A 13,897-nucleotide genomic window follows, 5' to 3' on the forward strand; every position below is an offset into this window, starting at 1 on the left:
CGACCGTTGCCCCGTCGAGGCCCGGGCCCGTCCGTCGCGCCTCAGGGGATGGTGGCTCGGACGTTGTCGGCGGTGAGGGCGAATGCCTGCTTCGCCGTCTCGTTGCCGATCTGGAGCGCCCCCACGCTTCCCATCGCGCTGGCGCTCACGGAGTGGATGGTCACGCCGTCGAGCTGGACCTGGATCGTCGCGCTGCCCGTGCCGGCGCCCGTGACGGCCACGGTCAGGTGCGACCACCGGTTGAGCGGGAGCGTGCCGCTGGTCAGGACGTTCGCCGACCCGTCCGAGACGTAGACCCTGTTCGACGCCAGGTTCTGACGGAACACGCTGAGCACGCGTCTGCCGGACGGGTCGAAGAGGCGGAGCAGCGGCACGTTGGCGCCGCTCAGGCCTTCCTTCGTCACGGTGACGTCCAGGTCGACGGTCAGGTCGGCGGTCGACTCGAACGTCTTCCGGATGTAGGCCAGCGACCCGGTGTTGACCGTCGCACTCAGGGAGGCGCCGGCCGTGCCGTTGAGGCCGCCCGTCGCCAGGACCGCAGCGGTCCCGTCGCCACCGAGCCGCACGGTGGACCACTTCCCGAAAGCCCCCGACTCGAAGTCGTCGTCGATCGGTCCGGACGGTGGGGGCGGAGGTGTCGCAGTGACGAAGCTCCATGTCACCGCGGCAGCCAGCGGGTTGCCGACCAGGTCGGTGGCAGCGGTGCTGACGGCCGCCGTGTAGGCGGTGCCGCCTGCGAGCGTCCCGGAGGGCGTCAGCGTGACGGTCCTGGAGGCTGCGTCGTAGGTGATGGCGCCGGGCACCGCACCGCTCGGCCCGGTCAGGGTGACCGCCCCGGCCAGGGACGCCTCGTCCATGGCCTCGCTGAACGTCGCGGTGACGACCGTGCCCGTGACCGGGACGCCGGTGGCGTCCGGCTGCGGGCTCTGGGCGGTGACGGCGGGGGCGGTGAGGTCCACGTCCCAGGAGCGGCTCGCCGGTGACGCGTCGGTGTTCCCGGCGGCGTCGGTGGCGGTGGCGGTGAGCGTGTGCTCGCCCTCGGCCAGCGAGGCGTAGGTGACCGGCGAGGTGCACGGCGCCGCCGCGGCCCCGTCCAGGCTGCACGTGAAGGTGGACCCGTCCTCCGAGGCGGCGAGCTCGAACGTGGCCTCGGTGGTGCGCACCGTCCCGGACGGACCGCCGGTGATCGAGGTGTCCGGCGGCGTGGTGTCGACCACCGTGGCGGTGGTGAAGGTCCAGCTCACCGCAGCGGCCAGCGGGTTGCCGGCCAGGTCCGTGGCGGACGTGCTGACGGCCGCGGTGTACGTCGTGCTGCCGACGAGGTCGGCACCGGGCGTCAGCGTCGCGGTCCTGGAGCCGGCGTCGTAGGTGAGGGTTCCGGGCACCGCACCGCTCGGCCCGGTCAGGGTGACGGCCTGGGCCAGCGACGCCTCGTTCATCGGTTCGCTGAACGTGGCCGTCACCGGCTCGTCCACCGCCACGGCCGCCGCGCCGTCCTGCGGGCTGCGCGCCGTCACCGCCGGTGCGGTCGAGTCGGCGGGGTAGCTCACCACCAGCTGCGGCCGGTTCGTCGCGGCCTCACGCGCGCTGGCGACCGTCCCGTCCCCGCTGTCGGCGACGAGCGCGAAGCTGTGCAGTCCGGGTGTCGTGACCGCGCGGGTGACGTCGTACTCCACCCAGGTGTTCGTCTTGAGCGTGCCCTTGTTGTCCAGCGCGGTCGTGGAACGGGCCGGCTTGGTGCTCCACGTGATCCCCGACTCCGTCCACGACTGGTCCGGCACGGAGTGGATCGCGGGCCCGTTCGTGGAGCCGTTCGTCACGAACAGACGGAGCTTCGCACTCGTCACGGTGGGGGCGTTCGCCGGCACGTCGAACTGCAGGTAGCTCTCCTCCTGCGGGGAGGCGTCGGCGAGCAGCTGCGTCGCGGTGCCGAAGTTCCTGCTCGGGGACCTCGACTGGACGTTGGCGTCCGCCGCGGGGGAGACGGTGACCGGAAGGGTGAGGTCCACGGTCCAGGACCCGGTGGCCGGTGTGGGGTCGGTCCCGGCGGCGCTGATGGCACGCACCTGGAACTGGTGAGCTCCCGCGCCGACGCCCGAGTACGTCTTCGGCGAGGTGCACGGGGCGAAGGGGAGGCCGTCCAGCGCGCACTCGAAGGTGGCACCGCCGTAGGTGGCCGTGAAGGTGAACTCGGCCGTCGTGCTCCCGACGGTCCCGGCCGGCCCGGACAGCAGGGTGGTGTCGGGCACTGTGCTCGCCCCGGCGAGGTCCAGCTTGTTGTGCAGGTACATGTGGGAGCCGTCGTCCCCGGCGAGGACCACCAGGCCGGTCGCGCTGCTCAGCGTCTGCTTGGTCGACGTCGGGTTGTTGATCGCCGTGTCCAGGGAGGAGCTGATGAACGGGGCGCCGAGGCCGTTCGCGAAGGGGTTGCCGTTGGCCAGCGCCTGGAAGCTGACCTTCTTGTGGTAGACGACGCCACCGCTGCAGCACGGCGCGGCGGCGAGGACGTGCGCGTCGTCGTTCTCGTCGTCGAGCAGGACGATCGCCCGCGTGTGGTTCTCCCCGGCGCGGCCGTAGACGTTGTCGCGGTCCCACGTGCCGTCGGGCTGCCGCACGAGCAGCACGACGAGCGGGTCCGTGCTGTTGTTGAGCGACGTCTTGACCGCGGCGAAGATGCGACCCTCCGCGTCGCTCTGGAGCGACTTGATGTTCATGTGGTCGTCCGCGTTCTCGTCCGAGGGCACGCCGCCGTACGCGAGCTCCCTGGTCCACGACGCGGCCGAGTCGTCGGTGCCGTCCCGGTGGATGGCGAACCAGTAGCTGTTGCCGGACGGGCTGCTCGCGTTCTGGTTGCCCCAGAGGACGCCGATCTTGCCGCCGAAGGAGACCAGGGTGGAGCTGTCGCCGTCGGGCTCCGCCTTGACGTCGTTCGCGCCGGGCACCGGCAGCACGTACGGCGTGACCCACGAGGTGTCAGCAGTCGTGCTGTGCGTGACGTACACCGATGAGCCCCTGACCCACGTGGCCCACAGGCGGCCCGTCGAGTCCTGGTCGATGACGATCGAGTCCATGCCGCCCGTCACGAGCGTGACCGGGTATCCGGGGTCCCGGGAGAACTGGCCGTTGGTGAGGGTGTACCGGGTGATCTGGGGGCTGTCGCCGCTGGAGCTCGAGCTCTGGCCCGCCGCGGCCACGTAGAGGTGGGTCCCCGTCCACAGCGTGTCGATCTTTACGTGCGGCCGCGCGTCCACGAGCACCCCGGTGTCGCTCCAGGTCTGCGTCGCCCAGTCGAGGCGGTAGATGTGGAAGTCCGTCGCGCTGCTGTTGTACAGCGCACCCCACCACGACCCGCCCGCGAACCACAGCTTGCTCTGGGCCTTCTCCGCCGTCGGGGCGGACGTGCCGGAGCCGTACGAGAAGTCCCGGTAGCCGACGTCGGCGGCGGCGCTCGCGGGGGTGGTGGCGACGACGGGCAGCGTCGCGCTGCCGGCGAGCGACAGCAGGATGACGAGCAGGCGGGCGACGACGCGGCGGCCGCGGCTCGACCCGGCGGTGGGGGATGCGTCCAGTGGCATGGTGGTCCTCGGGTCCGGGAGAACGAGCGGGCCAGCCCTTCGGCGCGTGGTCGACGCCGAAACGCCTGAGCCCGCGGGTCCTCGAGGTCCGAGCCTATATTTCGGACAGAACGGGCGGAAGCGTCCATTTGGGGCATTTCTCGCCGTGCGCCCCGCGATGCGCCCACGGCCTGCAGACACCGGCCTGGCGTCGTTCGGCCGGACGGGTGGCCCCCGTGGGCGCGGGACGGTCCCCGCCGCACGCGGGGTCACCGGGCGTTCGCGATGGCCTTACACATGGGACGGCTGCGGGACACAATGAACGGGCTCGGCCACCGTCGGCCGGACGAGGCCGGACGCGACACGGAGGAGCCATGACCGCCCCCTTGCCGAGTGCCGCCGGTGGGCCGTCCGCTGGACGCCTCTGCGACGACCTCACCGTCGTCGTCCCCGTGCGGAACGCGAAGGACCTGGTGGACGAGTGCCTCCGGTCCGTCCTCGCCTGCCGCCCGGCCGCCGTCGTCGTCGTCGACGGACTGTCCACCGACGGGACGCTCGAGAGGTTGCAGGACTACCCCGTGACGGTCCTCTCCGACGAGGGTCGCGGCCTGCCGGCGGCTCGGCTCCTCGGCGCGCAGGCCGCTACGACGCGTCTGGTGGCGCTCGTGGATGCCGACGTCGTGCTCCCGGACGCCGACACGCTCGAGGACCTCGCGACGGAGTTCGTCGAAGGGGGCTACACCGCGCTGCAGGCCGGCCAGGAGAGCGTCTCCGGCCCCGGCTACTGGGGCCAGGCGTTGGTGCACCACCACCGCACGGGGCGGAGCCGCTACTGGTTCGGGCTCGTGTGCACGATCTTCGAGCGGGAGGTCCTGCTCCACCACGGCTTCGACCCCGACTTCGCCTCCGGCGAGGACATCGAGCTGCGGTGGCGCCTGGAGGCGGCCGGGGCCCGGATCGGCGTGTCGAGGCGGACCTCCGTGCAGCACCGGTACGCCGGCGACGACTTCGCGTTCGCCCGGGACCAGTTCCTCATGGACGGACGCGGACTCGGCCGGATGGTGCGGCAGCAGGGCTGGCGGGGGGCCGGTCTCGTGGCCCTCCCCGCCGCGGCGGCGGTCCGAGGGATCGCCCTGGCGCTCGCCGGTCGCCAGATGAGGTTCGTCCCCTACTACGTGTGCTTCGCCGTCTACAACTACTGGGGCATGGTGCGACTGCGTTGACGACGACGCGGGCTTCGGCACGGGGCCGACGGCGCCGAGGGGGAGGGTTCCTCGCCACCAGCCTCGGTCTCGTCACGGGCCGGTTCGCCTCCATGGCCACGGGGTTCCTGTTCTGGCTGCTCGCGGCACGAGCCGCCGAGGCGCCCGCGGTCGGGCTGGCCGCGGGCGCCGTGTCGTTGATGATGCTCGGCACCCAGTTCGCCGTCGCCGGAACCGGATCGTCGTTCGTCCTCCGGCACGCCTCCCACACCGCCCAGCGTGCCCGTCTCCTGGACGCGGCGATCACCGTCGTGCTGCTGGCGAGCGCCGCCGTCTCCGCCGTCACCCTCGGGCTGGTGGCGGCCGTGTCGGACCAGCTGCGCCCGATCGCGACGGAGCCGCTCTTCGCCGTCCTGTTCGTGGTGATGACCACCCTGGGAACGCTCGGCATCCTGCTCGACCACGTCTCCGTGGCCCTCGACCGCGGCGGAGAGGTGCTCGTCCGCAACACGATCGGTGGCCTGGTCACGGCTGTGCCCCTCGCGGTGGCCCTGGTGGTGGGATGGCGGCCGGGACCGGAGGCGCTGTTCGGCTGCTGGGTGCTCGGTGCCGCACTGGCGTGCGGCATCGGCGCGCTGCAGCTCCACCGACGACTCGACCGCTACACCTACCACCCGGGCCTGCCGCGTCCGCTCACCGGGGAGCTGCTGCGCACCGGCCTGGCGAACCAGTCCCTCACTCTCGTCGAGCGCACGCCGAACCTCCTGCTGCCGGCGGTGGTCACCGAGGTCCTCTCCCCGGCGCTCAACGCCTCCTGGTACGTGGCATGGATGATGGCCTGGGCGGTGCTGATCATCCCGGTCTCGTTCGGGCTGACCCTGATGGCCCAGGTCGCCAGGGAGCCGGCGGCCATGCGCGCCGGTCTGCGTCGGGGCGTGCGGACCGGCCTGGTCCTCGGCGTCGGCGCTGCGGTCGCGGTCGCCCTGGTCGGTCCGCTCGTGCTCCGGCTCATGGGCGAGGTGTACGCCGACGCCGGCACGGCCCCGCTGCGATGGCTGCTCCTCGGGGTCGTCCCGGTCCTGGTGATCCAGGCGTACTACGCCATCTGCCGCGCGGTCTCGCGGGTCAGGGAGGCCGTGGCGGCGGGGTCGCTCACCGCGGTGGCGACGCTCGTCGGGGCTGCCCTGGCCGGGGCCGAGCACGGTCTGGTGGGCATCGCCGTCGCCTGGCTCGCCGTGCAGGTGGTCGCGTCGGTGTGGGCCGGGTTCCGGCTCCGGGCGCTGATGCCGGCGAGCCGCCCCGTGGCGGAGCCCGACGTCGCCGCGGGGCGGGGCGCATGAGGCCCGCCGACGCCGCACGTGTCGCCGCTCCCGTGCGGCGTCCGGACGCTCCGGGGACGCCTCCCCGTCGACCAGGGCACGTCCTCCGCCGTCGCCCACCCCGGACGTGGCAGCGGTGGCGTCCCGCCGCGACGTTGTGGCCGGCGCTCCCGCTGGTCGTCGGGTCGGCGGTGTGGCTCGCATCGATCGGCAGCGTCTCGCTCGCCGACGTCGGGGACGTCGGGCTCCTGCCGGTCCTGCCCGCCGGGTACTGGGTCGCCCTGGCGCTGCTGCTGGTCGGGACGAGCGCTGCGGTCTGGCGCCCGACGCTGCACGAGGGGTGGGTCGCGGCCCACGTCGTCGCGCTGGTCGTCGTGCTCTACGGCGCCGCCGCAGCCGTCTCGCCGTACCCCCGGGGGACCGTCCCGTGGCGACACGTCGGGATCGCCGCGTACATCGGGGCGACCGGCGAGGTCGACCCGCAGGTGGACGCGTACTTCAACTGGCCCGGCTACTTCGCCCTGCTGGCGTCGTACACCGGCATGGCCGGCCTGGACGACGCCGCAGCGTTGATGAAGTGGGCGCCGGTCGTCAACAACCTGCTCTTCCTCGCACCGCTCCTCGTCATCGCCCGCGTGCTGACCCAGGACCGGCGCGCCGCGTGGTGCGCGTGCGTCCTGTTCGTCCTGGGCAACTGGGTGGACCAGGACTACCTGGCACCTCAGGCGACGGGCTTCTTCCTCTACCTCTGCGTCCTCGCGCTGCTGCTCACCGTGCTCCGCACGCCGGAGCGCGTCCCGCCGCTGCTGATGCGCCTCGTCCCGCGACGGTGGCGACGCCTCCAGCCCGATCCCACGGGCGGCGGGGCGGGACAGCCGGTCGCCGGGACGGAGCACGGGGCGCGCGGGCGCGCCGTGGTCGCCGTCGTCATCATCACGACAGCCGTGACCGCCAGCCACCAGCTCACCCCCTTCGCCCTGCTGTTCGCACTGGTCGCGCTCGCGGTCACGGGGGCGACCGGCGTCCGGGGGCTGCCGTCGGTGGCAGCGCTCATCACGGCCGCGTGGCTCGCCCTGCCGGCCGCGACGTACATGCAGGGCAACTTCGAGGTCCTGCTCGATCAGGTCGGGGACCTGACGGGCGCGACGCAGGGGAACCTCGTCGAGCGGGTGCAGGGGAGTCCTGGGCACCTCCTCGTGGTCAACGCCCGCCTGCTCTTCAGTGCCGCGCTGTGGGGTCTGGGTGCGGTGGCAGCGCTCCGGGTCTGGCGTCGGGGTGGCCCGTACGTCACGACCATGGCCCTCGCCGTGGCGCCCGGTCTGCTCTTCCCGCTCCAGAGCTACGGCGGGGAGATGCTGCTGCGCATCTTCCTGTTCTCCCTGCCCTTCACGTGCATGCTCATCGCAGCGGCGCTCGTGCCCCGTGCTCGGCGGAGCCCGACCACGACGGCCACGACGGCCAAGGCGGTGAGGGGCGCCAAGCGGGCCCATGGCGCCAAGGCGGCGAAGACCGCCCGGACGGCACCGGGGACCAAGGGAGCCGCGACCGCCACGGGGACCACGGGAGCCACGACCGCCACGGGGGCCAAGGGAGCCGCGACCGCCAAGGGGGCCAAGCGAGCCGCGACGGCCAAGGGGGCCAAGGCCAGGCCCAGGGCACGGCCCACGACGCCCCCGACGGCGCCCCCGGCCCGCTCGCTGCGGGGCGCAGCCGTGCTGTTCCTCGTCGCCACACTCGTGCTGGCGCCGGCGTCCGTCCTCGTGCGGTACGGCAACCAGCGGATCGACCAGCGCAGCGCCGCGGAGGTGCTCGCCGTCCGCGCGCTCTACGAGCGTGCCCCCGAGGGATCGGTGCTCGTGGCGGGCAACGAGAACACCCCGTGGCGTGGCGAGGAGTACGCGGACCACCGGCACCTCACGCTCACGCGACTCATCAGGAACGGCGACGTGGCGGACGTCCGCGGACTGCAGGGGCTCATCCACGGCACGCTGACGCGGTCCCGTCCCACGGGGCTGCTGATCCTGACCCGCCAGAACCGCGACTACGAGGAGCTCCTCGGTCGGCAGGTCCCGTGGACGCTGGCGGAGCTCGAGACCTCCCTGCGCGCGGACGAGCGCTTCCGCGTCGTCTTCGAGAACGAGGACGCCGTCATCCTGGCTCCTGTCGCGGGGGCGGAGTCATGACCCGGGCGGAGCGCCGGACCCTCTGGGTCGTGGGCCTCACCGCCGCCGCCGTCCTCGTCCGGCTGCTCGAGGCCGGTCCGCCCGTGCAGCCGGTCGTCATCGCCGCCTTCCTCCTCGTCGTGCCCGGTGCATCCCTGGTCGGGGGCGCGCCCGGTTGGTCCTGGCTGCTGTGGGCCACGGCCGTCGTCGCGTGCAGCGTGTCCTTGGTCACCCTCGTCGCCACGGGCCTGCTGTACGCCGGCTGGTGGTCCCCCGATCGGGTGCTCGCCGTGCTCGTGGTCGGGTCCTTGATCAGTGCCGCGTCGCACCACCTGAGCCGCCGACGAGCGGTCGAGCCGTGAGGGACGACGGCGTGGTCCCCGCGCTCAGCGTCCTCCTGGCGCCCGTCGCGACCGTCCTGCTGGGCGTCGCCGTGGTGCTCGTGATCGTGCTGGTCGTGGTCAGGGAGGTGCTCCGGCTCCACCGGGACCCCCACGAGCAGGTCACCGTGATCCTGACCCGAGCGGTGCGCGCCCTCCTCGTCGCCGTCATCGTCCTGGTGGCGCTCCGCCTGTTCCTGATCATGCTCTAGCGGTGCCGCGGTCATCGGTGCGGGCCTGCTCGACCGCACCTGGACGGCCCCGTCGGGGACAGGAGCGACCACCGGTCCCTAGGCTCTGTGCCGGCGGACGCTGCTGCGCCGTCGCTGCACCGGGCGAGGGCATGGAGACCAGGACATGACCGCTGGGAACGACGGGGCGTCGGGTCGGGACCCGTCCCGTGACCTGCACGGGTGCGAGCGGATCCTGGTCCTCGGCCGGACCGGCTCGGGGAAGACGACGCTCGCGCGCCGGCTGTCCGCGTCCCTCGGCGTCCCGCACGTGGAGCTCGACGCGCTGTTCTTCGGTGCCGACTTCAGCACGGTGCCGCTGCCCGTCCTCCGCGAGCGGACGAGCGCCGTCATCGCGGGGGAGCGCTGGGTCATCGACGGCAACAAGCGGGCCACGCGGGACCTCGTCTGGCCACGCGCAGACACGGTGGTCTGGCTCGACTACCCGCTGGTCGTGACCGCGTGGAGGCTCGGCAAGCGGGGGCTCCGCCGGGCCTCCGCGCTGACGGAGCAGGCGGCCGCCGGGGGAGCCACGTCGTCGCTGCCCAAGCAGCTCGTCCGAGGTGCACGGGGCGTGCTGACGGCTCTCCGGTCGCACCGTGGGCAGCGGCGCACGTACCTCCGGATGTTCGCCGAGCCGGAGCACCGGCACCTCGCTGTGGTGCGGCTGCGGTCGCCGCGGGCCACGCAGCGGTGGTACGACCGTGTGAGCTCTGCGTGAGGCGCGGGCCGCCCGGCCGGCGGCCCTAGCCGCGGACCCCCAGGCCCTCTGCCAGGGCGGTGACCGCCACGGTCGCGGGCCAGTGGTCCGGCACGGCCCACCGCTGGACCGGCACGCCGTTCAGTCCGGCACGCAGGATGTCCCGCTCGACGAGCTCCACGGCCCGCAGCTCCGCGTCCCAGGACGCGTCCGTGACCCGGCGGAGCCGCACCCGCTGCTGCTCCAGGATCTCCTGTGCCGTCCCGACCGCCTCGGGGGTGCTCAGCGGCCCGACGGTGACGTCCGGGACCGCGCCGTCTCGTTCGACGACGAGGACCCGCACCGCGGGGACCGGTCCGGCGACGGGCGCCGCGCCGAGGTCGCCCCAGGCCAGGGGCAGCGACGGTGCGACGGCGCCGCGGGAGGCCTTCTGCAGCCAGCCGAGGCCCGTCAGGGCGGCGCGACGGCGAGCCGGGAGCGCGGCCACGGCCCGCGGGGCGGTGAGGCGCAGGTCCGGGTAGACCCGAAGCCGGCGCGGCCACGGACGGACGGCGCCCGCACGGTCGACGAGGACCTGGTCGTCACCCAGCGCACCGTGCCCGGTGACGAGGGCACGCGCCACCACGGACGTCTTGCCGGAGCGCGAGCGCCCCAGGACGACGACGGCGCCGTCGTCGTCGGCGAGGGCTGCGGCGGGGAGCAGGACGAGGCCCGCGCGCGCCGCCGCCACGGAGACGAGCGGCTCGACGACGAAGCCCTGCACGAGCGACAGCGCGAACCGCCGGGGACGGCCGGTGATCGAGACGCGTGCCGTGATGGGGCGTGCGTCGGGGGCGTCGACGTCGACCGCCCATCGGACGGTCTTGTGGCGGTCGGCGCGGAGCGTCGGAGGAAGGGAGCGCACGAACCGGACGTCGACCAGCACCTCGACGTCCGGCGCGGCGACGCGTCTCGCGCCGCCGTACTCGGCTGCGAAGTGGTCGCGGGCCGAGCGGGCGCCGGTCACACCGAGGCGGAGCCCCTCGGCCGCCTGGTAGACGTCCACCTCGGCCGTCACCGCAGCGCCGCCACGGCCTCGGCGACACGCCGCGGGTCACCGGGGAACGGGCACGTGACCCGGAGCACACGGACGCCGCCGTCCAGCAGCGCGGTCAGGAACGACTCCTCCTCGGCGACGGCCGCGTCACGGGCGCCGGCCCGTCCGGGCAGGCCCGCGTAGGCCCCTCGCTCCTGCAGGTCGTAGTACGTGCGTCGCTCGTAGGCCGCCGTCCGTGCGAGCCGCTGGGCGGCCCACTCCGGCGGCGCCTCCTCCGCCCGGACCCGGTCGTCAGCGCCCGTCAGCAGGACGACGAGCGTGCTCAGCCGGGACCGGCGGCCCGGGTCGTCCGACTGCCCGTACACGGTCCGCAGCTCCGAGGGCGACAGCCCCGCCCGGTCCCCGAGCTCCACCGCGTGCGCGGCGAGGCCCGAGCCCCGCGCCAGCACACGCACGCCCCGTGCCCGGTCGAGCGCCGGCAGGGCCGTGACCCGGGCGGCCCGGGCGGCGCCGAGACGCAGGCGGGCGCGGGGCGGCAGGGAGGCGCGCAGCGTGGGCAACGCGGGCAGGACCCAGCCGCGGACCCCGACGCCGACGGGGAAGGCGGAGACCTGCCCGTCGACGCCCGCCACCGTCCACTTGTCGCTCAGGAAGTGCGCGCCCGCCTCGACCATCGCCAGTGCGACCTCGGTCTTGCCCGTCTCGGACCAGCCGCTGATCACGGTCGCCTCACCGGCGTCGTCCACCGCCGCACCGTGCAGGGCCACCGACCCGGTGGCCCGCAGGGCCTGGTGCGCGGCCGGGCGGACGAGCTCTCTCCAGCACGACCGCACGGCGAGCCCGGGCTCGAGGTGCAGGTGGACCGGCGTGGTGCGCGGTGCCGGTACCTGGATCCAGTGCCCGCCGTACCGCGCGAGCAGCCGGCCGTCCCGGTCGACGGCCGTCGTGAGCCGGTCCTTGGCCGGTCCCTGCACCTCGACGAGCTCGGGTCGGGCCAGGCGGCCGAGCAGGAGGTCGGGCTCCGAGCCGTTCGGCGGACCGGGCTCGAAGGGGTCGAGCTCCGCCGTGACCGCACGCTGCTGCGCCGGGTCGAGGCCCTCGGACCGCACGTGCAGGCGGCCGGCGAGGTCCCACGAGGCGCTGGGTCCGCTCTGCATCCTCGGAGCGTAGCCGTCGACGGTGCCGGACGATCCGGTGCCGTTCCGTAGCCTGTCGGCGACGTCCCCGCCGCTCCCGGAGGTCCCGTGCCGATCACCGTGGTCTCAGGTCGGCTCGTGCTGCCGACGGGCGTGCTGCCCGCGGGCGCCGTCGTCGTCGACGGGGAGAGGATCGCCTGGGTAGGGCCGGCGGCGGACCTGCCAGACGCCTTCCGCGTCGCACCGGTGCTCGCGGCCCCGCCAGGCGGTCACGTCCTGCCCGGCCTGGTCGACCTCCACTGCCACGGCGGGGGAGGGGCGTCGTTCCCCGACGCGGTGGACGCCGAGGAGGCGCTCGTCGCGGTCCGCGAGCACCGGCGGCACGGGACGACGACGATGCTCGCGTCCCTCGTGACCGCGGCGCCGGCGGACCTGCTGCGGCAGGTCGCACTGCTGTCCGGGCTGGCTGAGGACGGTGACATCGCCGGCATCCACCTCGAGGGCCCGTTCCTCTCGGTCGCGCGGTGCGGTGCTCAGGACCCCGCCCTGATCCTGCCGCCGGACGCGGTGCTCACCCGCGCCCTCCTCGAGGCCGGTGGCGGTCACGTGTGCACCATGACGCTCGCCCCGGAGGAGCGCGGTGCGCTGGGCGCCGACGGCGTCGCGGCAGCCCTGGTCCGCGGCGGCGCGCTGCCCTCGTGGGGTCACACCGACGCCGACCCCGCCGCCGCCGCCCGCGCGCTCGCGGAGTCCCTCCGGCTCCTCGGCGACCCGGCGGACGCCGGCCGGCGACCCACCGTGACGCACCTCTTCAACGCCATGCGCCCGTGGATGCACCGTGATCCCGGCCCGGCGGGCGAGCTCCTCGTCGCGGCGCGGGAGGGACGCGCGGTCGTCGAGCTCGTCGGTGACGGCACCCACGTGGACCCCGCGGTGGTCCGCGAGGTGGCGCGATTGGTGGGCCGGGACGGCGTCGCGCTCGTCACCGATGCGACGGCGGCGGCCGGCATGCCCGACGGCGCCTACCGGCTCGGCTCGCGCGACGTCGTCGTCACGGGCGGCGTCGCGCGCCTGGCCGGGGGAGGAGCGATCGCCGGAGGTACCGCGCACCTGCTCGACGTCGTTCGCGTGACGGTGGCGGCGGGAGTGCCGCTCGCGGACGCGGTGCACATGGCGTCCGCGGTGCCCGCGGCCGTGCTGGGCCTCGGCGACCGTGGGGCCCTCGCGGCTGGTGCCCGCGCCGACGTCGTGCTCACCGACGCGGACCTGCGTCCGGTCGTCGTGCTCCGGGGCGGCGCGCCCCAGCGCTGAGGGCCGTCGCGGGCTGCCGGCCCCACCGAGCGGCGCCTAGGCTCGGTGCCCGTGACCACCGTGAGCTCGACCGCCGTCGGCGAGACCGGCGTCCCCGTGGTGTTCCTCCACGGGCTGTTCGGCCAGGGCCGCAACTTCGCGCAGATCGCCAAGGACCTGCAGCCCGAGGCGCGGTCGCTGCTCGTCGACCTGCCGAACCACGGCCGCTCCGCGTGGACGGAGCGGTTCGACTACGTCGAGATCGCCGACCTCGTCGCCGAGCACCTCGCGGCCGGCTTCGCCGCCGACGGGCCCGTGCACGTCGTCGGTCACTCCATGGGCGGCAAGGTCGCCATGGTCCTCGCGCTGCGCCACCCCCACCTGGTCGACCGGCTCGTCGTCGTCGACATCGCGCCCGCGTCGGGCGGCTCCCTGGGGGAGTTCGAGCACCTGCTCGACAGCCTCGTCGCCCTCGACCTCTCGACGATCACGCGACGTGGCGACGCCGACGAGCAGCTCGCCGAGCGGGTCGACGACGCCCGCGTCCGCGGCTTCCTCCTGCAGAACCTGCGTCCCGACGGCGACGGCTTCCGGTGGCGCGCCAACCTGGGCCTCCTGCGCCGCGAGCTGCCGGCCATCGGTGGCTTCCCGGATGTCGGTGACGCCACCTTCGACCACCCGGTGCTGTGGGTCGCCGGTGAGCGGTCGCCGTACGTGCGCGACGAGCACGGGTCGGTCATGCGCGCGCTGTTCCCGCGCACCACCCTGGTGACGGTGCGCGGTGCGGGTCACTGGGTCCACTCGGAGCAGCCGGAGGTCTTCGTCTCCGCGCTGCGCACGTTCCTCCTCGCGGACGCAGCGCGCCCGGCGGCGACGCCCGACGCGTAG

The 13,897-nt window shown here is 74.3% G+C and carries 11 protein-coding genes; 8 read left to right on the forward strand and 3 right to left on the reverse strand.

All coding sequences use genetic code 11. From position 1 onward, the window contains the following. Positions 1-41: 41 nt before the first annotated feature. The gene (locus LG379_RS04020) at positions 42-3,575 is read right to left on the reverse strand and encodes an Ig-like domain-containing protein (protein WP_225753255.1); all 3,534 of its coding nucleotides are present in this window, start codon (positions 3,573-3,575) and stop codon (positions 42-44) included. Positions 3,576-3,928: 353 nt separating this feature from the next. Here LG379_RS04020 and LG379_RS04025 point away from each other — a divergent pair, with 353 nt between their 5' ends. The 6 genes from LG379_RS04025 to LG379_RS04050 all read left to right on the forward strand — a co-directional run bounded on the left by LG379_RS04025 (position 3,929) and on the right by LG379_RS04050 (position 9,568). After that, a complete protein-coding gene (locus LG379_RS04025) occupies positions 3,929-4,777 on the forward strand; it encodes a glycosyltransferase (protein WP_225753256.1) in 849 nt (282 codons plus the stop codon). A 92-nt stretch (positions 4,778-4,869) separates the two neighbouring features. Continuing rightward, entirely contained in the window at positions 4,870-6,096 is a 1,227-nt protein-coding gene (locus LG379_RS04030) for a polysaccharide biosynthesis protein (RefSeq protein ID WP_225753257.1), read from the forward strand. A gap of 170 nt (positions 6,097-6,266) precedes the next feature. Beyond that, entirely contained in the window at positions 6,267-8,258 is a 1,992-nt protein-coding gene (locus LG379_RS04035) for a hypothetical protein (protein WP_225753258.1), read from the forward strand. After that, positions 8,255-8,599 (forward strand): hypothetical protein, encoded by a 345-nt coding sequence (locus tag LG379_RS04040; protein WP_225753259.1) that lies wholly within the window; start codon positions 8,255-8,257, stop codon positions 8,597-8,599. Before LG379_RS04035 ends, LG379_RS04040 begins: the two co-directional genes overlap by 4 nt. Beyond that, entirely contained in the window at positions 8,596-8,829 is a 234-nt protein-coding gene (locus LG379_RS04045) for a hypothetical protein (protein ID WP_225753260.1), read from the forward strand. Before LG379_RS04040 ends, LG379_RS04045 begins: the two co-directional genes overlap by 4 nt. A 145-nt stretch (positions 8,830-8,974) precedes the next feature. Further along, complete coding sequence (locus LG379_RS04050; RefSeq protein WP_225753261.1) at positions 8,975-9,568, forward strand: hypothetical protein; 594 nt, start codon at positions 8,975-8,977, stop codon at positions 9,566-9,568. A gap of 25 nt (positions 9,569-9,593) precedes the next feature. Here the strand turns inward: LG379_RS04050 and LG379_RS04055 are convergent, their stop codons facing one another. Next, positions 9,594-10,604 (reverse strand): hypothetical protein, encoded by a 1,011-nt coding sequence (locus LG379_RS04055; protein WP_225753262.1) that lies wholly within the window; start codon positions 10,602-10,604, stop codon positions 9,594-9,596. Beyond that, positions 10,601-11,740: a hypothetical protein gene (locus LG379_RS04060; protein WP_225753263.1), complete on the reverse strand. Its 1,140-nt coding sequence runs from the start codon at positions 11,738-11,740 to the stop codon at positions 10,601-10,603. Before LG379_RS04060 ends, LG379_RS04055 begins: the two co-directional genes overlap by 4 nt. Before the next feature lie 87 nt (positions 11,741-11,827). Here LG379_RS04060 and LG379_RS04065 point away from each other — a divergent pair, with 87 nt between their 5' ends. Both LG379_RS04065 and LG379_RS04070 read left to right on the forward strand, forming a co-directional pair. Further along, positions 11,828-13,030 carry an N-acetylglucosamine-6-phosphate deacetylase gene (locus LG379_RS04065; RefSeq protein WP_225753264.1) on the forward strand — a complete coding sequence of 401 codons (1,203 nt, stop codon included), beginning with the start codon at positions 11,828-11,830 and terminating at the stop codon, positions 13,028-13,030. Between the two features lie 51 nt (positions 13,031-13,081). After that, positions 13,082-13,897, forward strand: coding sequence for an alpha/beta fold hydrolase (locus tag LG379_RS04070; protein ID WP_225753265.1), 816 nt, complete (start codon positions 13,082-13,084; stop codon positions 13,895-13,897).

It is taken from the genome of Actinotalea sp. Marseille-Q4924 (assembly GCF_916618755.1).
GTDB lineage: Bacteria > Actinomycetota > Actinomycetes > Actinomycetales > Cellulomonadaceae > Actinotalea.

Excerpts from the sequence above, each read along its gene's own strand:
- LG379_RS04020 (WP_225753255.1), bottom strand. The coding sequence starts at position 3,575 with ATGCCACTGGACGCATCCCCCACCGCCGGGTCGAGCCGCGGCCGCCGC.
- LG379_RS04025 (WP_225753256.1), top strand. The coding sequence starts at position 3,929 with ATGACCGCCCCCTTGCCGAGTGCCGCCGGTGGGCCGTCCGCTGGACGC.
- LG379_RS04030 (WP_225753257.1), top strand. The coding sequence starts at position 4,870 with ATGGCCACGGGGTTCCTGTTCTGGCTGCTCGCGGCACGAGCCGCCGAG.
- LG379_RS04040 (WP_225753259.1), top strand. The coding sequence starts at position 8,255 with ATGACCCGGGCGGAGCGCCGGACCCTCTGGGTCGTGGGCCTCACCGCC.
- LG379_RS04050 (WP_225753261.1), top strand. The coding sequence starts at position 8,975 with ATGACCGCTGGGAACGACGGGGCGTCGGGTCGGGACCCGTCCCGTGAC.
- LG379_RS04060 (WP_225753263.1), bottom strand. The coding sequence starts at position 11,740 with ATGCAGAGCGGACCCAGCGCCTCGTGGGACCTCGCCGGCCGCCTGCAC.